General features: G+C 36.7%; 25 protein-coding genes. 1 reads left to right on the forward strand and 24 read right to left on the reverse strand.

Annotated features, from left to right (window positions below):
- Positions 1-17 precede the first annotated feature (17 nt).
- The 4 genes from cydC to RT41_RS07730 all read right to left on the reverse strand — a co-directional run bounded on the left by cydC (position 18) and on the right by RT41_RS07730 (position 6,147).
- Positions 18-1,736: a thiol reductant ABC exporter subunit CydC gene (gene cydC / locus RT41_RS07715; RefSeq protein WP_096818739.1), complete on the reverse strand. Its 1,719-nt coding sequence runs from the start codon at positions 1,734-1,736 to the stop codon at positions 18-20.
- Between the two features lie 31 nt (positions 1,737-1,767).
- Entirely contained in the window at positions 1,768-3,477 is a 1,710-nt protein-coding gene (gene cydD, locus RT41_RS07720; RefSeq protein ID WP_096818642.1) for a thiol reductant ABC exporter subunit CydD, read from the reverse strand.
- A gap of 198 nt (positions 3,478-3,675) precedes the next feature.
- Positions 3,676-4,671 (reverse strand): cytochrome d ubiquinol oxidase subunit II, encoded by a 996-nt coding sequence (gene cydB, locus RT41_RS07725; protein ID WP_096818645.1) that lies wholly within the window; start codon positions 4,669-4,671, stop codon positions 3,676-3,678.
- Positions 4,672-6,147 (reverse strand): cytochrome ubiquinol oxidase subunit I, encoded by a 1,476-nt coding sequence (locus tag RT41_RS07730; RefSeq protein WP_054639327.1) that lies wholly within the window; start codon positions 6,145-6,147, stop codon positions 4,672-4,674.
- Between the two features lie 386 nt (positions 6,148-6,533).
- Here RT41_RS07730 and rpsT point away from each other — a divergent pair, with 386 nt between their 5' ends.
- Complete coding sequence (gene rpsT / locus RT41_RS07735) at positions 6,534-6,767, forward strand: 30S ribosomal protein S20 (RefSeq protein ID WP_054639328.1); 234 nt, start codon at positions 6,534-6,536, stop codon at positions 6,765-6,767.
- Positions 6,768-6,850: 83 nt separating this feature from the next.
- Here rpsT and recD2 read toward each other — a convergent pair whose 3' ends face one another.
- From recD2 to aroB, 20 genes are all read right to left on the reverse strand, one after another.
- Positions 6,851-9,340, reverse strand: coding sequence for an SF1B family DNA helicase RecD2 (gene recD2 / locus RT41_RS07740; RefSeq protein ID WP_096818742.1), 2,490 nt, complete (start codon positions 9,338-9,340; stop codon positions 6,851-6,853).
- The gene (locus RT41_RS07745) at positions 9,340-9,933 is read right to left on the reverse strand and encodes a histidine phosphatase family protein (RefSeq protein WP_054639370.1); all 594 of its coding nucleotides are present in this window, start codon (positions 9,931-9,933) and stop codon (positions 9,340-9,342) included. The genes recD2 and RT41_RS07745 overlap by 1 nt, the downstream gene beginning before the upstream one ends.
- A gap of 9 nt (positions 9,934-9,942) precedes the next feature.
- Entirely contained in the window at positions 9,943-10,761 is an 819-nt protein-coding gene (gene pheA / locus RT41_RS07750; RefSeq protein WP_096818647.1) for a prephenate dehydratase, read from the reverse strand.
- Positions 10,758-11,270 (reverse strand): shikimate kinase, encoded by a 513-nt coding sequence (locus tag RT41_RS07755; protein WP_096818650.1) that lies wholly within the window; start codon positions 11,268-11,270, stop codon positions 10,758-10,760. Before RT41_RS07755 ends, pheA begins: the two co-directional genes overlap by 4 nt.
- An 11-nt stretch (positions 11,271-11,281) precedes the next feature.
- The gene (gene aroA / locus RT41_RS07760; RefSeq protein WP_096818652.1) at positions 11,282-12,574 is read right to left on the reverse strand and encodes a 3-phosphoshikimate 1-carboxyvinyltransferase; all 1,293 of its coding nucleotides are present in this window, start codon (positions 12,572-12,574) and stop codon (positions 11,282-11,284) included.
- 48 nt (positions 12,575-12,622) lie between these two features.
- The gene (locus tag RT41_RS07765; protein ID WP_096818655.1) at positions 12,623-13,180 is read right to left on the reverse strand and encodes a GNAT family N-acetyltransferase; all 558 of its coding nucleotides are present in this window, start codon (positions 13,178-13,180) and stop codon (positions 12,623-12,625) included.
- A complete protein-coding gene (locus tag RT41_RS07770) occupies positions 13,173-13,721 on the reverse strand; it encodes a GNAT family N-acetyltransferase (protein WP_054639330.1) in 549 nt (182 codons plus the stop codon). The genes RT41_RS07765 and RT41_RS07770 overlap by 8 nt, the downstream gene beginning before the upstream one ends.
- Before the next feature lie 12 nt (positions 13,722-13,733).
- The gene (locus RT41_RS07775) at positions 13,734-14,816 is read right to left on the reverse strand and encodes a prephenate dehydrogenase (protein WP_054639331.1); all 1,083 of its coding nucleotides are present in this window, start codon (positions 14,814-14,816) and stop codon (positions 13,734-13,736) included.
- A gap of 9 nt (positions 14,817-14,825) precedes the next feature.
- Positions 14,826-15,713 (reverse strand): sensor histidine kinase, encoded by an 888-nt coding sequence (locus tag RT41_RS07780; RefSeq protein WP_096818660.1) that lies wholly within the window; start codon positions 15,711-15,713, stop codon positions 14,826-14,828.
- The gene (locus tag RT41_RS07785) at positions 15,700-16,359 is read right to left on the reverse strand and encodes a response regulator transcription factor (protein WP_054639332.1); all 660 of its coding nucleotides are present in this window, start codon (positions 16,357-16,359) and stop codon (positions 15,700-15,702) included. The genes RT41_RS07780 and RT41_RS07785 overlap by 14 nt, the downstream gene beginning before the upstream one ends.
- 262 nt (positions 16,360-16,621) lie before the next feature.
- Positions 16,622-18,634 (reverse strand): FtsX-like permease family protein, encoded by a 2,013-nt coding sequence (locus RT41_RS07790; RefSeq protein WP_096818746.1) that lies wholly within the window; start codon positions 18,632-18,634, stop codon positions 16,622-16,624.
- The gene (locus tag RT41_RS07795; RefSeq protein WP_054639333.1) at positions 18,621-19,388 is read right to left on the reverse strand and encodes an ABC transporter ATP-binding protein; all 768 of its coding nucleotides are present in this window, start codon (positions 19,386-19,388) and stop codon (positions 18,621-18,623) included. Before RT41_RS07795 ends, RT41_RS07790 begins: the two co-directional genes overlap by 14 nt.
- 1 nt (position 19,389) lies before the next feature.
- A complete protein-coding gene (locus tag RT41_RS10750; protein WP_281251381.1) occupies positions 19,390-19,521 on the reverse strand; it encodes a hypothetical protein in 132 nt (43 codons plus the stop codon).
- A 24-nt stretch (positions 19,522-19,545) separates the two neighbouring features.
- The gene (locus tag RT41_RS07800; RefSeq protein WP_054639334.1) at positions 19,546-19,902 is read right to left on the reverse strand and encodes a YxeA family protein; all 357 of its coding nucleotides are present in this window, start codon (positions 19,900-19,902) and stop codon (positions 19,546-19,548) included.
- Positions 19,903-20,020: 118 nt separating this feature from the next.
- Positions 20,021-20,272 (reverse strand): hypothetical protein, encoded by a 252-nt coding sequence (locus RT41_RS07805; RefSeq protein WP_054639335.1) that lies wholly within the window; start codon positions 20,270-20,272, stop codon positions 20,021-20,023.
- Positions 20,273-20,285: 13 nt separating this feature from the next.
- A complete protein-coding gene (aroC, locus tag RT41_RS07810) occupies positions 20,286-21,458 on the reverse strand; it encodes a chorismate synthase (protein ID WP_096818662.1) in 1,173 nt (390 codons plus the stop codon).
- 4 nt (positions 21,459-21,462) lie between these two features.
- On the reverse strand, positions 21,463-22,047 hold the full coding sequence (locus tag RT41_RS07815; protein WP_096818749.1) for a DUF1054 family protein: 585 nt from the start codon (positions 22,045-22,047) through the stop codon (positions 21,463-21,465).
- Between the two features lie 153 nt (positions 22,048-22,200).
- Positions 22,201-23,124: a DMT family transporter gene (locus RT41_RS07820; protein WP_096818665.1), complete on the reverse strand. Its 924-nt coding sequence runs from the start codon at positions 23,122-23,124 to the stop codon at positions 22,201-22,203.
- 55 nt (positions 23,125-23,179) lie between these two features.
- On the reverse strand, positions 23,180-23,695 hold the full coding sequence (locus RT41_RS07825; RefSeq protein WP_096818667.1) for a DUF1697 domain-containing protein: 516 nt from the start codon (positions 23,693-23,695) through the stop codon (positions 23,180-23,182).
- Positions 23,688-24,761 (reverse strand): 3-dehydroquinate synthase, encoded by a 1,074-nt coding sequence (aroB, locus tag RT41_RS07830; RefSeq protein ID WP_096818670.1) that lies wholly within the window; start codon positions 24,759-24,761, stop codon positions 23,688-23,690. The genes RT41_RS07825 and aroB overlap by 8 nt, the downstream gene beginning before the upstream one ends.

Here is a 24,761-nt window from a genome sequence, read left to right on the forward strand (position 1 = left end):
GTCCGAGGACTGATTTTTTAAATGCCTTGATCAAGCTGATAGAGCCGCTTGAAATCTTCATTTTCATTGAGTAAGGCATGTGGTTCTCCATCAATTTTGATGCTTCCATTTTCTAAGAAAATAACGCGATCCATCCGCTGAATTCCTAGCAAGTGGTGGGTGATGAAGAGAATTGTTTTTCCTTTCAATCGATCAAAGAAAAGTTGCAAAAGCTGATTTTCAGTGATTGGGTCAAGAGAAACGGTTGGCTCATCCAAAATTATTGTTTGAGCATTAGAAAGTAATATTCGAGCAAGTGCCAAACGTTGACGTTCGCCGCCTGAAAATTGTGTTCCAGCTTCATTAATCCATTCAGCTAGACCGTTAGGCAAGCTTTCAACCATCGATTTTAGTCCAACGAGCTCTAGTGTTTCCCAAATTTCTTCATCTGTCGCATCTAGTTTAGCTAATGTCAAATTTGATCGAAGTGTAGCATTGAATATATAGGGACTTTGATTAATTACACCAATTTTTGATTCAACATTATTAGCTTTTGATGGTTCTACATTTCCAAACGTAATTTTTCCTGAAGTTGGTCGTAAATCACCACGAACAAGACTGGCAAGAGTGGATTTCCCTACCCCAGAACGTCCTAAAATAACCAGATGTTCACCTTTATTAATTTCCAAATTAAGATTTTTAAAGACCACTTGTCCATCCTCAAATGAGAAACTCATGTCTCGAATTGATAAATCGTCTGAAACGATTGCTTGATTACGAATGGTTTCATCTGAATCAGGTAATTGATTCAAACGTTTAACTGAATCCGCATAACGTTGCGTTTCAACAATAGCTTCTGAAAGTGGTCCATAAGCATCAAAAAGTGGAAAAGCCATTAATGAAATTGCTGCAATATAATTTAATGACTCACCGCTAGTCAAATGAAGACCAGACCAGATTAGTAAAAAGACGACTAAAGTTGCATAAATGAATTGTAAAAGCAGTCCACGTTTACGAGCAAAACTGAAAAGTCCTTTTTGAACAGAACGCGTGTTTTTTTCTGCTTCCAAATAATTTTTTAAGAAGTCATCTTTACGACCAGAAAGAGTCCAATCTTGTAGCCCTAAAATATCTTCTGTCAAATCTGAAAAAAGTTGATTTCGGTAATGTTTCAACCGCGTATCGTCATTAACTGTCCATTTAAATGACAAGAATGGAATTAGAATTAGTAAAATTCCGAGGAAAATCGCCAAACCAAAGGCTAATGAAAGTGAAACCACCGATGCAGAAATTAAAAGGGCAATAGATAAGGCACCGGCAATTAGCACTGGAAAGATTGTTCTTAAATATAAATTTTGTAGGCTGGCTAAATCTTCGTTTAATATACCCAACAAATCCCCGATTTTTAATCGATTTGCAATACTCACTGAGTTTTTCTCAAGGCGTAAATACAATTTTTTTCGTAATTCGCTTGTAATTTTCAAAATCCAGTTATGTGAGGTCAAACGTTCAACATAGCGAATAACTGGACGTCCGATACCGAAAACACGAACCATCAGAACTGGTACATAAATCATGAGAATATTTTCTGGTTTTCGTGCCGATTTGGAAATGACATAACCACTGGAAAACATGAGTAATCCTGCGCATAACATTGTGATCACACCTAAAAATACCGCCAATATTAATCCTGATTTATATTTTTTCAAATAAGGGGTAATCCAATTGTTACTAAATAAGATATCTCTAATTTTCATTTTATTTTTGTCATTGAGTTTATCCATGTCCTTACCCTCTCATTTCTGCAATTAATTTTTGATAATATGCATTTTCTGCAAGCAAAGTTTCATGTGTTCCAATGCCTTGAACTTCTCCTTCATTGAGGACAATGACAAGGTCCATTTTCGGAAGCCAGTGAAGTCGGTGCGTTGCTAAGAAAACCAATTTATCATTGAGGAGTGGAAGGATATTTTCTTTAATTTCAAGTTCCGTTTCGATATCCAAATGAGCGGTAGGTTCATCAAGTAAGAGTATATTGCGGTTTTTTGATAAAAAGGCTCGAGCTAAAGCAACACGTTGCATCTGACCGCCCGATAAAGTCCGTCCTCCTGCACCAATTAATACATCAAGGCCCAGGTTTTCTACTAATTTAGTAAGACCAGCTTGATTCGCTGCATCAATTATTTCTTCATCCGTTGCAGTTGGTTCATAGAATGCCAAATTATCTCGCAAACTACCAGCAAAGACGTACGTATTTTGTGGTATAAAGGATACCGACCGGCGCCAATTTTCGTCGTTTAATGTTGAAATTTGACTTTTGCCATTCAATTCATAATTTCCAGAAGTAGGGTTCGAAAAGCCAGAGAGCATATTTAGAAGCGTTGATTTACCCGAACCTGAAGCTCCAACAATGGCCACTTTTTGAAGTCCTTTAATTGTCACATTGACATTATTAATGCCACGTCCATTTTCATATGCTTTAGTCAGTTCCGACAAGGTTAAACTCGATTTTTCCGTCCAGAAAACTGGTTTTTCTACTTGAGTTGACAATTGCTCATCCGTATCAAGAACAGCTTTTACAGCCTGAAATGAGTTTTTTCCATTTAATGTCGCATGATAGTCACTTGCAAATTCACGTAAGGGCAAAAAGTATTCGGGTGCTAAAATCAAGGCCATTAAAGCAGGAAATAGCAAAATTTCACCACTCATCAATCGCAAGCCGAGGAACAGAGCCATCGTGGCTACTGACAATGTTGAAAAGAAATCAAGGGCAAATGTTGATAAAATAGCAACAGACAATGTTCTCATCGTTGCTACTCTAAAACGCTCTGAAGTATGGAAAATTGAATTGGCATAATCTTTGGAACGACCAAAATATTTTAACGTTGAAATCCCGCGTAATGAGTCTAAAAAGTGATTAGATAAAATTTGGTATGACTCATATTGTCGGCTAGCCCGACCTTCCGCAGCATACCCCAAAAGCACCATAAAAACAATTGAGATAGGAAAGGTGATGATTAAGACAATTGAACTTCTCCAATCAATTATTACGACGGCCAGTAAAATCACCATTGGAACAATAACCATATTAAAAACTTTGGAAAGAACCAATTTAATATAGGTTTCAACATCCTCAATGCCAGTAATCGCGGTAGTCGCTAAAGAACCTGAACCCATTTCAGAAGCCAATGTTGGGCCTAATTTAAAGACTTTATTTAACAACTCAGCACGAAGCTCAATTGATATCGTATAGGCAAATTTATCCAGAAATCGTAACCTAAAGAAATTAATTACTTCACGACCAAAGAAACAAATAAAAAAGCCGATTATAGCGACAAGAGCCGACTTCAACCCTTTCCCCATCCACATTGTTGTAAGCGCCTGGGCAATAAAATACGCTTGACCAATTATTACAAGTGCTTGTAAAACAGCAAGGACCATGATAAAAGGCAGCTTATTACGTAAGCCTGGTAATTTGAAAAGTGCTTTATCAATCATTTTTCTTCCTTTTCATATTGGCAATAGACCCAAAAGTGTCAAAGCACTCATTCAAATCTATTGAATAAATATTTGAATAATAGTATGTTAAAAAATTAACTAATAAGTCAATTATACCTAATTTCTAAAAAAAAATAGTGACGTAAAGATTATAAACTTTACGTCACCAAGTCATTCTATTAAATCGTAAATTTTGGTTTATTTTTTAATTCGTTTGCGGAAAACCCAGTATGTCCAACCCATATAGGCTAAGACGAATGGTAAAATTAAAATCACAACCCATTTCATTACATTCAATGTGTAAGGTGTTGATGAGGCATGTTTAATCAAAATTGAATTTGCAGGATCTTTGGCAATCATCACACGAGGGAACATGCCTTGGAAAATGAAAGCTACCAATGCAACAAAGGTAAAGCCTGATGACAAAAATGCTCCCATTTCATTCTTTTTGTAACTAAATAGATGTGCCAAGACTGATAAGAGCACAATTAAACCTAAAGTTGCAATCGTCCCCACCAAGTGTTTATCAAAGAAGTCTGTGTAAATCATGACTAAGATGGCAAAAACAACTTCTCCAGCATACAATACGAAATACAACTTGTTTGCCCATTGATTAGCTCGCTGACGAAGGTCACCTTCCGTTTTTAATGCGATATAATTTAAACCGTGTAAGTAACTCAAGAGAGCAACTGCTACACCACCAACGACTGACAAGGGATTGACGTATGTCCATAATGTTGCATAAACGTCTCCGTTAGCATCTATTGGTACTGGTTGAATCATCCCTGTAAACAATAAACCAAACAAGAACGGAATTGCAAAACTCGAAATTCCTAAAATTTTCACCCAAGTATTTTTAGCTTTTTCAGTGGCTGCATGATGACGAAACTCAAAAGTTACGCCACGAAGAATCAAGCCAACCAAAATAAGCAAGAGAATGTTATAAAAGCCCGAGAAAAGTGAGGCGTACCAGTAAGGGAAAGAAGCAAACATTGATCCTCCCGCTGTTAAAAGCCAAACTTCATTCATATCCCACACTGGACCAATGGTACCAATCGTTTGATCTACTTCTCTTTTATCTTTTGGCAATGTAATAGCAGACATTCCCACACCGAAGTCAAAGCCTTCGAGGAAGAAAAAGCCTGAGAAGAGAACGCCAATGAGGACGAACCATAAAATTTGCATACCTGTCATTTAGTCCACCTCCTTGTGTTCAGTAGGAATTGGATCTTTGGTATTTTTGTTTCCAACAGTTTGGGCTTCAGCTTCAAAAGCTTCTTTACTAAATGGATCCAATTCAACATATGAAGTCGTTGCATTTTCTACGTCACTATTAATCATCAAGCGTCGTGTATACATGATCATCAAGGTACCAAGAATACTAAAGAGGATAAAGTAAACAATATTCGAGAACAAGAGTGAGCCAACGGAGACGCTTGGTGAAACAGATTCTTTTATTGTAAATAATCCATATACAGTCCAAGGATAACGACCCAATTCAGTCACGAGCCATCCCGATGTAATTGCAGCAAATGGAAGGAAAAGTGACCAACCATAGATGCGCATCATCACATTGTTTTCATACATTCCTTGCTTCTTCTTCCGTGTAAGGAAAAGTCCTCCAGCAGATAGAAGCATGAACAACATGCTCAAACCAGCCATGATACGGAAAGTATAGAAAAGTACAGTTACTGGTGGATAATAGTTTTTATCCGTTCCATATTTTGCTTGCAATTCTTTATTGATGTCATTCATTCCATCAACAGAGCCTGAAGGTTTGCGATAGGTCAAGATTGACAACAAGTAAGGAATCTTGATTCCGAATACTTCTTTATGATCGGCTTCATTAAAGAATGCAATCATATCCCATTCAGCTGGGTCGCCTGTTTTTTCGTATACACCTTCGGTTGCTGAAAATTTCATTGGTTGTGATTCTTTAACTTCAAGCATTTGTTGGTCTCCAGCTACAAAGTTCCCAACTGAACCGATTAAGGCTACGAGCAAACCAAGACGAACAACAGGTTTCCAGAAATTAACATCTCCACGTTTTTTCAAAATTTGGAATGCCGAAATCCCTGCGGCTGCGAACCCACCCATCAAGAAGAAGCCCGTTCCAACGTGGAAAAATTCGAGAATGGTTTGATTACTGCTCAATAGGGCACTAAAGCTTGTTAGCGTTGCACGACCACCAATCACTTCATAGCCTACTGGCTTTTGCATAAAACTATTCGCTGCAAGAATCCATAACGAACTCAAAAGTGAACCTATGAAAACTAGGAATAATGCAAAAAGATGAAGTTTTTTACCCAGTCGGTCCCAACCGAACATCCAGATTCCAAGGAATGTTGATTCCATGAAGAATGCAAGTAATGCTTCAACAGCAAGTGGAGCTCCAAAGATATCCCCTACAAAACGAGAGTAATCCGACCAGTTCATTCCGAATTGGAATTCTTGGATAATCCCAGTAACGACACCGACAGCAAAGCTCAATAGCATGATTGAGCCGAAAAACTTGGTGCGTTGCTTCCATTTTTCATCATTCGTCTTAACGTAAATGCATTCCATCAGGAATGTCATAAAAAGCATCCCTACTGAGAACGGAACAAAGAAAAAGTGGAAAACAGTGGTCATACCGAACTGAAAACGAGCTAAATTTTCAATTGTTAACATGTTACCTCCTAATTGATAAGATCCATTCAAGCTCAGTGAAGTTCTTTTAAAAAAATTCCAAATAAATATAACTTAAAAAAACTTTAAAAAGGGTTGATTATTGATCTTAGTCAAACAATAAATACAGTACAATTTTACCATGCTCCATTTAGAAATAATAATCATTGAACTGTAAAAAACTTTTTACAATTTACACATCAATTGTAATGTAAACCATTACCTCATTATAACATTTTTAATCTTTTTCCGCTCATAATAAAAAATTAAAAAAATCTCATTTTTTTTGAACGAATTTATATAAATTTTTTCATTAAAAAGGTCCACAGTTTACAAACGAGGAAAAATCCTGTATAATTGATAAGTATTAAAAAAATTGGGAGGACAAAATGGCTAACATCAAATCTGCTATCAAACGTGCTGAATTGAACACTGCTGCTAACAGTCGTAACTCAGAACAAAAATCTGCAATGCGTACTGCTATCAAGAAATTTGAAACAGCTCCAAGTGAAGATACTTTCAAAGCCGCTTCATCAGCAATCGATAAAGCTGCTTCAAAAGGCCTTATCCATGCTAACAAAGCATCTCGTGACAAATCACGTCTTGCTACTAAATTAGGATAATAAATTGTCTTGTCAGTTTTGACAAGCTTTTTTATTTTGTCAGAGCTGAAAAGAACCTCGATTCTGTTAGAATCGGGGTTCTTTTAATTGAATATTAAAAAATCTCCTTCATTCAATCCAATAAGTGGATCAAAATCACCTGAATTAATCATTTGTTCAGTTAATATATTGTTCTGAATGAGTGACGAATCAGAGCTATCCTCAAACAATGATATTTCTTGATGCGATACGCTCTCTTGATTTAATTGTGATTGCTCATGATTGACTGTTTTTTTATTTTCAATGTTTGATTCATCAACTTTGGTTGCGAGTGGTATTTTAACCTCGTTCCCCTTTAAATCTTGAGGGTTACCACGTGTGACTTCAAAACGTTCAATCAAGAAAGTTTTTCGATTAGAACCTTCCTTAGCCACTGCTTGAGCAAATGCACGTTTTTCACCGAGTAAAATTAAACTTTGTTTTGCACGCGTAATTGCTGTATAAAGTAAATTTCGTTCAAGCATTCGTGAATAATTGGTTACCATTGGCACGATCACTGTCGAAAATTCCGACCCTTGTGATTTGTGAATCGACATCGCAAAGGCCAAGGTGATTTTATACCACTCCGCACGAGGATAGGTTACTTCTTGCCCGTCAAAATCCATGATGATCTCATCTTGTTTTGAATCCGTGTACTTTGCTCCAACTAATTCACTGATGATGCCAAGGTCACCGTTAAAGACGTTGGCTTGAGCATCGTTAACTAAGTGAAGCACCTTGTCCCCTTCACGAAATTGGATGTCATTAAATTTAAATTCATTTCGGTCTTCAAGCGGATTAAATAAATTTTGTAAAAGTAAATTAAGATTGTTAATTCCGGCTTGTCCCTTATACATCGGAGCTAAAACTTGTAATTCAAAAGGGTTATTCCCTTTTTTTTGCCATGCTCCAGCAATTTGTGAAATCAGCTGAGGAACAAATTGAGCATTTGTTTCAAAATAGGAACGATCTGCCTTTCGAGCAGTGAAATCGCTAGGGAGATGACCATCTTTTATAGCATGTGCAAGCGATGTGATTGTTGAATTTTCATCTTGCCTAAAGATTTTATTCAAGCGAACAGAAGGAATTTGCGGAATTCTAAGCAAATCAGCAAAAACTTGACCAGGTCCAACGGAAGGAAGTTGGTCACTATCTCCAACAAGCAAGACTTTCATTGAACCAGGAATGGCTTGGAATAATTTATTCGCGAGCCAAGTATCTACCATTGAGAATTCATCAACGATTAAAAGAGAGCCTGATAAATCGTTACTTGCTTCATCAAATGTGTCATCTGTATTCAAGCCCAGATGTCGATGCAGTGTGGCGGCAGGTAAGCCCGTTAACTCATTCATCCGACGACTGGCACGTCCTGTAGGCGCAGCTAATAATATGGGAAACAAATCATCATTGTAATGATGAATATTCAAATCAATCTTATAAACTCGAGCGTATAACTCAATAAAACCATTGATAATAGTCGTTTTTCCGGTACCTGGCCCTCCAGTCAAAACGAAAAATTGATTTTTCATGGCCCCAATAATTGCTGCCCGTTGTAAATCATCGTAAGCAATTTCTAAATCACGTTCGACTTGCGTTAATTCTTCTAATAATTTTTCTTCCTTAAAATCCGTTCCACGTCGATTTATCAGAGCATTGAGGCTATTTTTTATGCCTTCTTCTGCAAAGAATAGGCTATTTTCAAATAATTTTGTGCCTTCACTTTGAATCTTTCCATCGTCAATCAAATGATTAATTTCAACTGCCACTTCTGTTGGAATAATTTCGATATGTCGCGCGTTTTCTAGTAAATCAATGGCTCCTTCGAGTAAAGCTTTTGCTTCGATATAAGTATCACCCGTTTCAAGTGGCTGAGTGTTAAGCACATGCATAAGTGCTGCTTTAAACCGTTCTGGACTGTCTGCCTCGATTCCAAGGGTCTGGGCAATATTATCTGCGGTTTTGAATCCAACACCTTTAACTTCTTCAACTAAAAGATAAGGGTTCCCCTTAATTTTTTCTAATGTCTCATCTTTGTATATTTCATAAATTTGGAACGTTTGTTTACTTGTCAAACCAAATTCAGCCAGCTGTGACAGAATCTTTTCCATGCCATGATTTTCTCTTATTTTTTTAATAAAACTGTTTCGTTTCGTTGGGGTAAGCAAGTCAGATATTTCTTCCGGGTGCTCCAGAAGATTATCAACCGTATTTACAGGAAAACGTTGAACAATTTTTTCTGCCGTTTTTTTCCCAACGCCTGGAAATTTATCAGACGAGAAATATTTAATCAATCCTGAAGAACTTGTCGGAACTGCTTTCTCATAAGAATCAACAGCCAGTTGTTCCCCATATTTAGGATGTGTGGTAAGAGAGCCGGAAAACGTATAATGATCTCCTTCAATAACTTCTCCAATCGTCCCTGTGACAACAATTTCACTATCTTCATAATCCGCATTTGTGTCATCAATTTCAAGAAGGAGTACTTTATAAAAATTACTTGAATTGCTAAAAAAAATAGCGGCAATTTCTCCAGTAAAATAAATTTTATCATTCATCATAAATTCTTATTCCAAACTGTCATTTTAAAATGGTCATCAACAGATTCTAAAACGGTCAGTGAGTTATTTGTCAGACCACCTTCAGATCGTAATTCTGACTTGGAATATCCAGCCAAGTGTCTCATTCCAGCCGTTCCACTCGCTCCATGACCAACAAGCAAGATATTCTGATAAGGACTTGACAGTAACGTTTTTCCAAGGTCATCGAATCTGCTCAGTACTGACGAAACGGATTCTGCTCCAAATACAGAGCCGTCAAAATGGACCAGGTCATTTCTTGAAGTATACATTTCATGCGGGTAGAGTTTCAATGCCTCTTTAATAGGCATTCCTTCTAAGTCCCCAAAATTCCACTCGGCCAAACGCTCATCAGTGGTAACCGGAAGTTCAGTTAATAGTTGAGCCGTTGTCATTGCACGTTTTGCAGGACTTGACAAAACATAATCAAGCGGGATTGTCTTTAAGTAATCATGAACGCGTGCAATGGAAGTAAACGATTCTTCTAATAAAGGAGAATCACCTGATTGTCCTTGCAATCTTTTTTCCAAATTCCACTCTGTTTTTCCATGACGTACAAAATAAATTTTCATTTTCTTCATTCAACCTTCATAAATGCTATATGCTCCTAGCATTCTAACAACTATTCCTAAACTTTCTAATTCTTCTAATGCAAAACTAATCTTGTCATCACTGACCAAATCAATAATAAAAAAATATTTCCCCAATTTTGTTTTCAATGGTCTTGATTCAATTTTTGTCATGTCAATCCCACGCCAAGCAAAGGTCGAAATTGCTTTGTGGAGCGCTCCAGGCATATTTTCTGGTAAGGTAAGTGCCAATGATACTTTGTCAGAAGATTTTGACAGATTAATCTTAGGCTCATTTTTTCCTAATAGCCAGAAGCGCGTATTGTTTTCTTCAATATCTTGGATTCCTTTAGCAATCAGTTTGAGTGAATAGAAGTCTGCAGCCCTTTCATTTCCAACAGCAGCAATTGCTTCATTTGGATGTTCTTGAACAAATTCGGCAGCCATAGCCGTTGATGCAACTGGAATCAATTTGGATTCTGGATAATTTTTTCTTAAGTACTCTCGTGTTTGTGCTAGGGCTTGAGGGTGCGAATATATTTTAAGTGGCTTTATATTTTCACTCAGCGCCATCAAATTTTGGACGATTGGCATAACGATTTCAGCAACAACGGTGGCTGTACTTTGATGATACAATTTGTCGATGGCAATGCTCACAGGTCCTTCGATTGAATTTTCAATGGGGATAAGTGCATAATCAAATCTGCCGAGTTCATATTGTTCAATAATTTCAGGAATTGTTTCAATTGGCAACAATTGTTCATGTGGAAAAGCTGTTCTAATGGCTTGATAGGAAAAAGACCCTCGTGGTCCTAAGTAGGCAATTTTCATAAATTGTTTATCTTCCTCTTCTTTAGCGCTTGCCAGTTTAATATTTCCTCCGCAAGCTGTTCTGGACTTTTATCTCCAACATTTAATGTAAAATTAGCAACTTCTTCATACCAAGGTTTTCTTTTTTCATAGCGTGCTTTTAAAACATCAAATCCTTGGTTTGCTAATGGTCGAACATTATTCTTGTCCTCTTTCATTCGTTCAACTAAAGTCATCAAATCACCACTCAAATAAACAACATTTTGTACTTCTTGCAATTGCCGTCGATTCTGTTTGGATTCAACAATCCCCCCACCTGTTGCGATGACGACATCATCAAAAACATATTGCATGAGCAGCTTTGATTCAAGCTCACGAAACCTTGCCTCACCATTTTGAGTAAAATAATCCGAAATTGACATCTTCATCTCTTGTTCAATTAGGCAATCCAAATCAATGTAGTCAGCAGTCAATGCTTTGGCGACTGTTGTTTTACCAGATCCCATAAACCCTACTAATATGATACTCATTTTTGGCTCCTTTAATTTGATGAGTTAAGCAATCTTAAGTCATCAAAAAAACTAGGATAACTTGTTTGAATGGCTTCCTCGCCGACTAAAGACATTTGTCCCTCCTGAACTAACAAGGCCGCTATCGCTGCCATCATACCAATCCGGTGATCCCCACAAGCATCCACATGAGTCGCGTGTAAGGGTGTTTTCCCACGAATAATCATTCCATCAGAGGTAGGCGTAATTTCTGCACCCATGTTTTGTAAAAGATGAGTCACAACGCTAATACGATCGGTCTCTTTCACGCGCAATTCTTCTGCATCTCGGATAATTGTCTCCCCTGCAGCTTGAGTAGCCAATAAGGCAATGATCGGTAGTTCGTCAATTAGTCGAGGAATTAATTCCCCCGAAATCTCAGTCCCCACCAAGGCACTCGTGCGAACAACTAATGTCGCTGAATGATTCGTTTCGTCCTCGTGAATTCGAACAACTTGCCCACCCATTTCTTCAATGACATCCAAAATACCGGTCCGAGTCACATTAACTCCAACATTTCTCAATTCTATTTCACTGTTCGGAACAACCAAACCAGCAACTAGCCAAAAGGCAGCCGACGAAATATCCCCAGGAATTAGAACTTTTTGTCCCTGTAATTTCTGTCCTCCTGGAATCAAAATATTTTTTCCAGAAATTGCAATTTGACCACCGAATTGAACGAGCATTTCTTCTGTGTGATCACGCGTTTTTTCTTTTTCTACAAGACGTGTAACTGCTTTTTTATCAGTCTGTAGGGCTGCAAAAATCAAAGCAGATTTGACTTGTGCTGAAGCAACAGGCAGTTTATAATCAATTTCGTGAAGCATGACATTTCCACTGATTTTCAAAGGTGGTAAATCTCTGTCCGTTTCCCCTGCTATTTTAGCTCCCATAAGGCGCAAAGGTTTTGCAATTCGGTCCATTGGGCGCTTTGACAAAGAAGCATCTCCAAATAACTCACTGTCAAAAGGACGACCTGCAAGTATTCCTGAAATTAATCGCGTTGATGTCCCAGAATTCCCCATGTCTAGTGCCTTTTTAGGTGCCTTGAGACCAGAAAAACCTTTTCCTTCAATCGTAATTCTTGAACCATGTTCTTGAATTTGAACGCCCATTGCTCGAAAGGCATTCATTGTTGAAATGACGTCCTCCCCCTGCAAAATGCCTTCTACTTCCGTTTTCCCGTGAGCAATTGAACCAAACATAATTGAGCGGTGAGAAATTGACTTGTCCCCCGGAACTTTCAATGTACCTCTTAAACCTTGCGACTTCGTTTCTAATTTCATTATATTATTCCTTCGAGATAATTATCTTTTATTATAGCACAATAAAACTTAAGGCCGATTCCCTTTTTCATATTCAGACTTAGTAACTGCCCAATAATCGCATCGAACAGAGCGGTCCAACTTATTAACATAAACAAAGATTTGACCCATATTTGTCATTCCTATTTTTTCCATCACTCGGCCTGATTTTTTATTTTCCGAAAAATGTTCTGCCCAAATCAGATTCAATTCTAGCTCATTAAAACCAAATTCAAGCAAACATTTTGCCACCTCTGGAACATAACCTCGTCCCCAGAATTTTCGATTGATGATCCAACCAAATGCTCCCCCATCACCTTCGAGACGTAAATCTATCGTCCCGATAAATTGATTGGATTTTTTCTCGACAATTCCCCAAGAGACCAAGCGGTTCCGAACAAAAAAATCTGCAATACCAGCCTTTGTTGCTTCGATATCTTCATACGGTGGAATTGTTATAAACCGAACCGTTTCGGGATCAGAACCATATTCAAACATTGCTTCTGCATCTGTGATTTCAACTTTCCTCAATATCAATCGCTCAGTTTCAAATCGTTGGTGTTCCGCTAAAATTACATTTCTATTCATAGTTTGCCTCATAATCTTCTTTTGTTTGCGCATAATAGGCCGATAAATGGTAGGAATTATGAAAGAAAGCCCACGTATTAGCCATTTTTTTCAATCCAAGTTTTTCCATCACACGTGATGACTTCGTGTTCTCAATGTTACAACTTGCAGTTACAATATTAAGATTTAAATTATGAAAGGCAAGTTCTTGGATTGCAGACGCTGCCTCAGGGGCAAAGCCTTTCCCCCAAAATTTTTGGTTTAGCATCCACCCTAGCTCCCCTTGATCACCATTAATATGTAACTCGACAAAACCAATCATTTTCCCGTTTAACTTATTCTCAAGCGCCCAAACGATTAGAGCTTCAGGTATAAAATAATTTGCAATTCGATCTTTCGATTGATCCAGCTGAACGTCTGGATTTGTTCCGGTCCCCTCAGTAACATCTGGATTTGACCAAATTTCAAATAAATCAGGGGCATCAGACATTTCAAATTTTCTTAAAATTAAACGTTCAGTTTCAAGAATTTGATGTTCTGCCAATATCGTTTTAATATTCATCACATAATCTCCTCATTCTGCAATATCAAAATCAGTTGCACCCTCTATAATTTCTTTTGCCTGTTCTAGATCGGATGCAGATTTAAAACTAATCTGAAGTTGACCATGGATATCCTCACGATTTTCTTCATTGATTTTAATATTTGTTATCGAAATATCTTGCAAAAGGACTAAAATTTTTAAGATAACACCTTTTTCATCAGGTACTGAAACAAATAGATCATAAAAATTAGGAATTACCCCTCTTCCTTTCAAGATTTCCATATTTTGCCTTATTTTTTTGCCAGAATCAAAGAATTCACTTATTCTAATTTCATCTTTTTCTTCAATAAATTTTATAATCCGGTCTAAGTCCCCCTTAAAATCTTTGATGCGTTCAATGATTTCTTGGCGATTGGAAAGGATAACCGAAGTCCACATCTTACTATTCGCCTCTGCAATCCTAGTCATATCACGAAAGCCACCAGCAGCAAGATGGTTTACCAATGGGTGTTTTTTTGAATATGTATTCGATTGCTGGACTAAAGATGAGGCAATAATGTGAGGAAAATGTGAAACTTGACCTGTAACCTGATCGTGTTCTTTAGGATCAACGATGATAAATTTAGAATGCAAACCTGATAATATATCCTGCAATTCCTCATTTCTTTCAGTCAGAACATAATAAGCATTTTCAAAAAGATTGACATCCGCTGCGTTCACACCTGATTTATGTGAACCAGCCATGGGATGGCCGCCAATAAATTTAATATTTTTGCCATTAAAAATTTGATTTGCTCTTATCATAATCTCATTTTTAGTTGAGCAAGTGTCAGTCAGAACAAGTTCATGAGAAAAATTCATCTGACTTATTTTAGTTAATAAATCGAAAGTTGCATCAATTGGCGTTGCCAAAATAACCAAATCCATCATGGTTACCTGATCAAGTCGGGCAGCTTGATCAATCAAATGATTTTGCAATGCAGTATTAATTGTTGCTTCATTATCAAGGCCGAAAAGTTTGACATTTGGGTGATCACGTCTAATTCCCAAAGCCATCGAACTACCAATTAAACCAAGACCAATGATCAGAATATTTTTCAATTTATTTTCCATAATATAAAACTAATCCATTCTTTTTGTAATAATAACTGTCGTACCTTTTTCAATTTCCGATTCAATTTTAACTTCAAAATCCAATTTATCAAGAATCAAACGAGACAAGTATAGCCCCAGACCTGTTGATTTTTGCTGAATCCTTCCATTGTAGCCAGTAAAGCCGTGTTCAAATAAACGAGGTAAATCCTCGGCTAATATGCCAATCCCACTATCTTTAATTTTCAACTGATTTGTTCCGATATAAATACTCACGCCACCTTTTTTTGTATATTTCACAGCATTATTGATAAATTGTTCAAGTGCTAATTCAAACCAACGGGAATCTGTTGTTATTTTCCAGTCACTTTCTCCTTCAAATTTAAGAAAAAGGTTTTTTTGTATGAAAAAGTTACTGTATTTTTTAACAATTTTCTTTGAAATCTCATTTACTGAGACTGTTTCAAATCTAAAATCTGTCGATAAGTTAGTAATTCTTTGATACTCTAAGAGTATTGTCAAATAATTTTCTAATGTGAAAATCTGATTTTTCAATTCATCGTTATCAATTACGGTCTGAGTCATCAAATCAATTGCTGATAATGGGATTTTCATCTGGTGTGACCATACCCGAATGATATCCATAAACTCTTGATTGGCAAGGGCTTGCTTTTCTAATGATTTCTTAATTTGCCGATTTTCCTTATTTAGGTCTTCTAATCTTATTTCAATGGCTTTCCACCTTGAATAAGAAAAAAATAAATAAACAATGAAAATTAATAGTCCAAGTAAGGTACTATTAAAAAAGGCTATCAGGGGAAGTTTCCACAGCAAAAAATTGACAATATAGATTCCAATTATCAATATAAAAACACCAATTTGTGGTAATTTTACCAGAAAAAATCTACGCCAATACATAGCCTATTCCTCTCTTCGTAATTATGTGCTTATCAAGTTCAATTTCATGTAACTTTTTTCGCAATCTGGTCATTTTGACATTTAATGTATTCAAGTCAATGAATTCTTCCGTTTGCCAAAGTTCTTGCAGTATATTTTCTTTTGTCACAACTTGCCCCTTTTGTCTGAATAAAAGTGTTAATATCTTATTCTCCGACGTTGTCAATTCAACTTCGCTTTTGTCAGTACTGACAATGTTTTCGGCTAAAGCGAAATTCAAGAATTCCAATTTTTCCGCTCCCGAAAAATCATACGATCGGCGCAACAATGCTTTGATTTTAGCCGATAAAATAGATAATGAGAAAGGTTTGGTAACAAAATCATCCGCACCTTGATTCATGGCTGTGATTTGGTTCATGTCATCTGATGAGGAAGAAATAAAAATGATCGGAATTTGTGAGAGTTTTCTAAGTTCAGTCGTCCAATAAAAACCACTATAAAATGGCAATCCGATATCCATCAAAACCAGGTCCGCATCAAATTCTAAGATTTCTTGCTTCACCGCTCTGAAATTTGAAACGCTTTTTAATTTAAATTCATCTTTTAACGCTAATTTGATTGATTTAACAATTGTTTCGTCGTCTTCTACAATAAAAATTTTATTCATTTCCCTATTCCTAATTTATTTTTCATGTTTTAATGAATATCCTATGGCATCCGATCCTATGATTTAACCCCATCATCATTTTCAATTTAGTCCTGTAGGTTTGATATCATTATATCAATAATTCAGGCACACAAAAAGGTAAAATTATGCAATCCGTTTTTTTTGGACTCTTAATCTAAAGCTTTTCATTTATTATATCGCTTTTTGTCAAAATATTCTAAAAATAACAAAACTCTATCCGCATTGATAGAGTTTTGTTGAATTATCGTTCCACAATTTTGTAGTAAACACGAGACGTAATTTTATAGATCAGATAGTAAAGCAGACTTACAATAAGGATCGTGATGATACTCACCATTGCAACAATTGTAACATCTGTTATACCAAATAGCTCTAGGATTTTACTAATCATGATGTAAGCAAATCCGAAGTGAACTATCGAAACAACGATGGGGAGGAAGAAAAGTATTCTAACTTGTGATTTAATCGTTTTCTGAACTTCTCCCTTTGAGAATCCAACTTCTTGCAAAATCTTGAATGAACGTTTGTCCTGTCTTCCTTCCGACAGCTGCTTGTAATAAATTATCAATGCCGCGCCGAGAATAAAACTAATCCCCAAGATAAATCCAATAAAGACAAAGCCTCCAATTTGCGCTTTTTGGCTTTTCATTTGTTCAGACCTAAATGATAAGTCAAAATTCGAATTTTCACCTAAACCTTTTTTAAATTTATTTTCATCTTCAGGTTTAATACTGAACATGACTTCAGTAGAAGATAAAATGCTAACTGAATTATCCTTTTTCTTTATGGCTGTATTGTATTGCTCAACTGCTTGATCAAGGCTATCTTCATCAGCAAAAATCAAAAATACTTCTTGTTTGGTGTGAACATAATTCGGAATGGGAGGAATATCTTTGACCAGACCTTTGACAGGATACGTCGTCCCTTCAAGATTCACAACTTGCGCAGTTTTTAAGTTTTTCTCTGGTGTATAAAGGGCGATTTCATTTTTTGAAAGCCTCGGGAGTTGAGTTGCCCCCAATGCGTTCAATGAGTCAACTGTTATGAAGTTTAAGAAATAGATATCGCTGCTGTAGTAATTGCTACTTTCCCTAATCTTAATTTGATTCTTATTTGAGCCGTTTAATTCAGCACTCAAGCCAGTAGCTGAAAGGATGCTTTTTAGATTCGACACTTTTACGTGAGCGTCAGATGCTATCTTTTCCACTTTTTGTTCAAGTCCCTGACGTGAAATCCGAACTGGACTCTCAGAAGTCTCCTCTTTAGGAGTATAAAAATGATTGTAATAACTGATTTGTGCCTCTGAGGGATAGACATTGCGAATCATTTGGGCTGTTCCGAAATAGAGTCCCACAGTTACAACCATCGTCACAATCGCCATGGACAGCAGAATGGTGATATTTCCAAGCCCTACTGCGTTTGCTTTCATTCGATAGAGCATCGAACTGGTCGTAATAAAATTATGAGGTTGGTAGTAAGAATTTCGCTTCTTTTTCTGTTTTAAAAACCATACTGTAAAACTGATATAGAAAAAGTAAGTTCCAAAAATAACTAAGAGAACGGCAAGAAAAAAATTGGTAAAGGCAGAAATTGGATTTTTAACGGTAATCGCAATGTAATAACCAATCCCAAGTAAAAGGACAGCTATAAGGGCAAAGAAGAAATTGCCTTTAGGTTCTTTTTCACCTTTAGACTCTTCCCTAAGCAAATCAAGACTCGATGAGCGCCAAATAATAAATGTCCCAATCATCATTAGAATTAAGAAGAAAATAAGGAAAATCCCTGATACCATTAGAATTGCATTAAAATTAATCTCAAGATTGAAATAATTTCCCCCGATTAATCGAACAAAAATTAGAAAACTAAATTTTGAAAATGCAATCCCAATGATTGAGCCAACAAAAACAGTAATGATATAGGAAATCATTAACTCAAATAAGGAAACCATGGCGATATTTCCTTTATTGAATCCTAAAATATTATAAAGACCAAATTCACGAGACCTCTGCAATTGTAGAAAGCGGTAGGAATACACCAAGATCATCAACCCAAAAATCGTTAAAATTATGATAGCAAAATACATCAATTGTGCTACGATATCACCACCATAAGGCAATTTATTTACCGATGGGGATAGAGAAATTGCCGCAGCTACGAAAAGCATCACGAACATTGTCACACACGCAATTAAAAAGGGACCAAAACTTTTCATGCCTTTTTTAATATTGCGAATGGCAAGTTTAAAACTCAGCATTTTCATCACCTCCCAAAAAGGCTGTCATGGAGAGAGTGATTTCTTTGGCAAAATCTTGTGAATTTTTTTCACCACGATATAATTGATGATATAAAACACCATCTTTAATGAATAGCACTCGCTTGGCATGACTTGCAGCTAAACTAGAGTGAGTAACCATGATAATGGTTTGCCCAGATTGATTAATTTCTTCAAAAAGGGTCAACAAGTTTTCGGAATTTTTAAAGTCCAAAGCTGCAGTTGGTTCATCAGCCAATACCAAATCAGGTTGACTAATTAAGGCGCGAGCAATCGCAACTCTTTGCTTTTGACCACCTGACAACTCAAAGGGTTGTTTCTCTAGAAGTTCATTGATATGAAGTTGAGGTGCTAAAATATCCAATCGTGTCTTCATGACTTCCACTTTTTCCTTCGAAAGAACCAAAGGTAAATAGATATTATCACGTACACTCAGTGTATCAAGCAGATTAAAGTCTTGAAATACAAATCCTAAATGGTCACGGCGAAAAGCAGAAATATCCTGTTCTTTAATTGCTGTAATGTTTTTTCCATTAAGTAATACTTGACCTTGTGTGGGCTTTTCGAGGGTTGATAGAATATTGAGCAATGTTGTCTTTCCTGAACCAGACTCCCCCATAATTGCGATATATTCACCATCCTCAACACCAAAATCGATGTCTACTAATGCAGTCGTTTCCTCTTTTGAAAAGCGTGTTTTGAATATTTTTTTGAGATGTTTAACTTCTAATAACATATTAATCTTCCTCTTTTTTATGTGTTAATTGTTTCTTAACGGCATGTAGACTATAGGATAAACATCCTGCCATTAATGAGACCAAAATGAGTGTTAATGAAATTAAAGCGATATTAAGTTGAAATAATGTCATGCCAGCCTCCTTATTAATAGTGCGTTACTCTTTGACCAATTGTTCTGCCGCTTTTTGTGGTAAATCCTTGCTTTTTACTTCTTGCCAATTGGTCACACCTTTAACATTATTATATGTTAATTTTAAATATGCATCATGTCGCAAATTATGATCTGCTGTGTACTTTATAACTTTAGACATTCCATTTTCATTATAAGCTGTTTGCTTATAGTGATACAAAGCAAATTTTTCACCTGTGTCTGATTTAATATCTTCCTTTTCACCATCTTCAACAATTTTTACATAATATGATTGACCACCATAGCTGCTTTGATACCAGACATAACCAGCAGCTCCAACGATAAAGATTAAACCAATTAAAACTCCAATTATTTTTTTCATCTTAATCCCCTTTTTCTACTTCTTTATTTCATTTTAACAAGAAATGGCTGACTTTTATCTTACAAAATTGTAAGAATAAAAAAAGAAAAGTTTTTGAAAGACTTTTCTTATTCATTCATTATTGTTTCGGCATATCAACATCTAGCAAGAGCACCTCTTGCCCTTTTGGCTTGATGATTTTAGGATTATAGAAAATAATTGACATTTGAACATAATCAGAGTGCGTTTCTTTTGGTGCTCCAAAAATAATATTATCACGATATTCTAGTGTGAAGCCATCAATAAATTGATTACATTCGTCAATTTCATCAAAAATCATGATGTTCCTTTTATTTACAGTTACTTTGATTTGATTTTGTTCTGGATTCATCAGACCCCTGATTTCAATATGATTTTAACCGGTCACGATAAGCTGTCATGGCTGATAAAAGTTCTGCAAAATTATCCGAATTAAATTTTTCACAGATTTCTTGAGCAAGCACGGTAGCAACGACATTTTCCATAACTACCCCCGCAGCTGGTAAAGCCGTTGGATCAGACCGCTCAACTGATGCTTTATAAGCTTCATGGGTCATCGTATCAACCGACATCAATGGTTTATAGAGTGTAGGAATTGGTTTCATCACACCGCGAACGATAATTTGTTCCCCATTGGTCATGCCTCCTTCAAAACCTCCGAGACGATCACTTTTTCGAGTGTATCCCGTCTCCTTGGTCCAGAATATTTCATCCATAACTTGACTCCCGCGCATTTTTCCAGCCTCAAAACCAAGTCCAAATTCAGCACCTTTAAAAGCATTTATCGAAACGACAGCCGCAGCAATTTTCCCGTCTAACTTCCGGTCAAACTGAACATATGAGCCCAAGCCAGCAGGTACATTTTCGATCCGTACCTCAACAATGCCGCCAATGGTATCCCCAGCTTTTTTGATTTGGTCAATGTAAGCTCTAATTTCATCCGCTTTTTCTTGATCGACAATTGACAAATCATTTTCACGCGCCGTTTGATTAATGGTCTCTACTGACAGATCTTCAGGTAAATTTTCTGAAACATTGACGCCACCAAAATTGACAATATGATTGCCAATTTCAATTTCTAATTCGTGTAATAATTTTTTAGCAACTGCTCCTACTGCCACACGCATTGTCGTTTCTCGTGCTGAAGACCGTTCTAAAACATTTCGTAAATCATCAAATGCATACTTCATTCCGCCAACCAAATCGGCATGACCTGGTCGAGGCTTGGTGAGTCGTCTTTGTAATTTAATTTTATCAGGGACATCTTCTGCCGCCATAATCTGGTTCCAATTTTTGAAATCACGATTCGTTACATTAAGAGTAATGGGGCTACCAATTGTTTTTCCATGTCGAACCCCACTCGTTATTTCAACTTGGTCTGATTCAATTTTCATGCGGCCCCCACGACCATACCCGCCTTGGCGACGTTTCAATTCAACATTAATATCCTCAGCTGTCAACGGCAGTCCTGCCGGTATCCCTTCAATAATAGCTGTTAATCGTGGACCATGTGATTCTCCTGCAGTGAAATATCTCATTTTTCTACCTCATTAATTTCTCATAAAATGGAAGGAGTTGTGTCAATGTATCTACCATTTCATTTATCATTTTCTCATTCGTATTTTCTTCAAAATCTTGAGTTGACCAAATTCGTCCAAATTCCAGTTCCGCTTTTTTAACCTTACTAAACCTTGTGAGCACCTTCGAAAATTCGCTTGCATCGAAAAATTCAGGCTTCGTATGGTCGTTAGATACAACAAAATCTTCTGGGAGTTTAACCCCTTGTAACTTTTCAGCATAGAGCAGTTTGTCTTTCGGTTGATCAATCATTGAAAGATATAGAAAAACATAGTTTTCCCATATTCCGAGCTGAAAATGCACTTCCATTTTGTAGCCTCGTTTTTGGGTCGAAATAGCAGACCAGGTGTTTTCAGGTGCATTCGCTGTCCGTCGAATGTGTTGAGCAATGTGTAAATAAAAATCTTCTTTTGGGTAACGTTCTGTCAGTAATGACAAAAATTGTTCCCCCAGGCTTTGAAATATGGGTTGAATGTCGGCCTTGATTGCTGTCATTCTCGGTTCTAAACCCTCGATTTTAAATACGTTGAAAGAATTTTTATTAAACATTTTTACATCTGACACTATTACTTCCTCGATTACTCTAAATGTTGCAAATCAAAAGCAAACATTATTTTTTCTAAATGACAACTCATTTTTTATGTAATGAATAAATATTTTTACTGAATTTTAACAAAAAAATTTATACTACAAATTTTGATCTCACAAAAATTTAATGATGACAATCCCTACAAGCATGGTCGCGATTCCAACCACTTGCCAAACCTGTATTTGATATCGTTCTGATCGCCACCAACCAAATTGTTGAACGAGCATTGATCCTAAAATCTGCCCAAGGAGTCCCATCATAATGGTTAAGCCTGCCCCTATCTGTGGTACGGCGAGGACTGTAGCTAGGACAAATGTTCCTCCAAGAATACCTCCAATATAATTCCAGGGTTTCATTTTTTTAAAGTCACTTAAATTTGGCACTCGTTTATCAGCGAAAAGTGAAACGAAAAGAATTGCAAGAAAACCAATCAAAAAAGAGAGAAAAGCAGCTTGAGCTGAGTTACCTAGTAAGACACCCAAATGTCCATTAATTGCTTGTTGCATGGCCGAAAGCGCGCCAACAAAGATAGCCCATAAGCGCCACAGGATTAATCCTTTTTGTTTCTGATTTTGACTTTTTTCTTTCAAATTAGGTAATACTACAGCAACGAGGACACCAATTAGGGTGATAAGAATACCGGTAATTCTTGTCCCTCCTATTGAAAGTTGCATAGCACCGAACCAGCCACAAGTATCAATGAGCGTTCCCATGATGATTTGCCCTAAAATTGGTAAGATAACAGTTTGAACTGCCCCCAAACGAGGAAATAAAAGCACATTCGAGGTTAAAAAAATTCCACCTAGAAGGCCTCCTAACCAAATCCAAGCAGGTTGTTGAATAACAAATGTCCAAGATGGAAATAAGGCTTTTGTAGTAACAACAGTAATTAACCCGAGGAAAATAGAACCCATAAGATTAGAAAATGCTGAGGTTAGAAAAGGAGAGCCAAAAGTCTTCCGTAAATCGGCATTGATTGGATTTTGATTGGCCAGTAAAAATCCACCAACCATTGCTAAACCTAGATATAAAAACATAATTCCTCCAAAAATATTAATTTGGAGTTTTTGGGAGCTCACTCTCTCCTATTTGTCAGTCTTGATTGTACTTGATGATTCGTTCAATCGTGTTGATATTTCGACTCGTGAATTGTTCACGAAATTGTCGCTTTGATAATATTTTACCAAAATTTGTCTTCAAGGTCTGCCCAATTGGCACCTGCCAGAAAAAAATGTCGGAAATAATCAGTGCTTTTTCATTTTCAGCGGGCTTGACCTGAACAAATTCTCTCATCGCTGTTTGCGAAAAACTAGATTGGGCAATAAAAATATAAAGATGACAGTTATTTGCCGAAATTTTCGGTCTTTGTTCAAAAACTCGGAATAGTTCAGCATATGTCATTAAAAAGTAAGGAACGGGCAATATCAAATCGAGTAATTCTTTTATTTTGTCCTTGCTTAGATCTGTTTGAAATTGAATATTACCGCTGTTCAAAAAGACTTTTATTTTTTGAAAACCACAGGATTCAATTAAATGTGTCAAATCTTTTTGCGTTAATTTCAGACCTCCCACATTTATTCCTCGTAAAAATACAATATATTTATTCATCTTCTATTAAGAATTCTCTCATTTCTTTGAAAGGAATTTGAAAAATTTCTGCTTGTCCCAATTTGGGAACAAGAACAATTTTTATTGTATCACCTCGACCTTTTTTATCATGCAGTAAGGATTGGTAGAGTTCATCTTCAATCCAAGGGGCATAAGAAGTTGGCAGACCATATTTTTCTGCCATCTGTTTGATCGCATTTGAAATACCAATTTCCATAAGTCCCTTTTTTTCAGCGGCTTGAGCAATCTGAATCATTCCAATTGCAACTGCTTCGCCATGCATCACTTTACCATAACCGGCCGTCGCTTCAATGGCATGACCAATGGTGTGTCCAAAATTCAAATAAAGCCGCACACCATTATCAAGTTCATCCGCCACAACAACTTTCCTTTTGACATTGCAAGAATGATAAATGATTTCCTCCGCATGATTATTTAGTAAATCGGTACTGTCTTTTGCCTGTTCCAAAACATTCCACAACTCCAAGTCAGCAATGGCCGCGCATTTGATGACTTCGCCGAGACCTTCATTAAATTCTCGTTGTCCAAGCGTCCTTAGCACATTAGGGTCAATCAAAACACCATCGGGTTGTGTAAAGGTTCCAATCATGTTTTTTGCGATTTTTGAATTAATGGCCGTTTTTCCACCAATTGAACTGTCCACTTGCGCTGTTAAGCTCGTTGGAATTTGTAAAAAATGAATGCCACGCATATAAGTAGAGGCCACAAATGCAGCTAAATCTCCAACCACACCACCACCGAGTGCAATAATCCCATCAGATCGAGTTAGTTGAGCCTCAGCACAAGCATGCCAAGCCTTTTCCGCTGTTTCCAGATTTTTTTGAGCTTCACCAGCCTTGAAAATAAATATTTCAGTTTCAAAACCGACGTGGTTTAAAGACTCAATTACAGATTGAGCATAAATTGGAGCCACATGGTCATCAGAAATAATCAAGATTTTTTGTTCACGCCAAAGTGAGCTAACCCATGTTCCAACTTCATTGATTGCGCCCTGTTCAATCACTAAATCATAGGGATGATTAGGTAAATCAACACTAATATTCAT

This window comes from Lactococcus fujiensis JCM 16395 (genome assembly GCF_002441655.1).
In the GTDB taxonomy this organism is placed as follows: Bacteria; Bacillota; Bacilli; order Lactobacillales; family Streptococcaceae; genus Lactococcus; species Lactococcus fujiensis.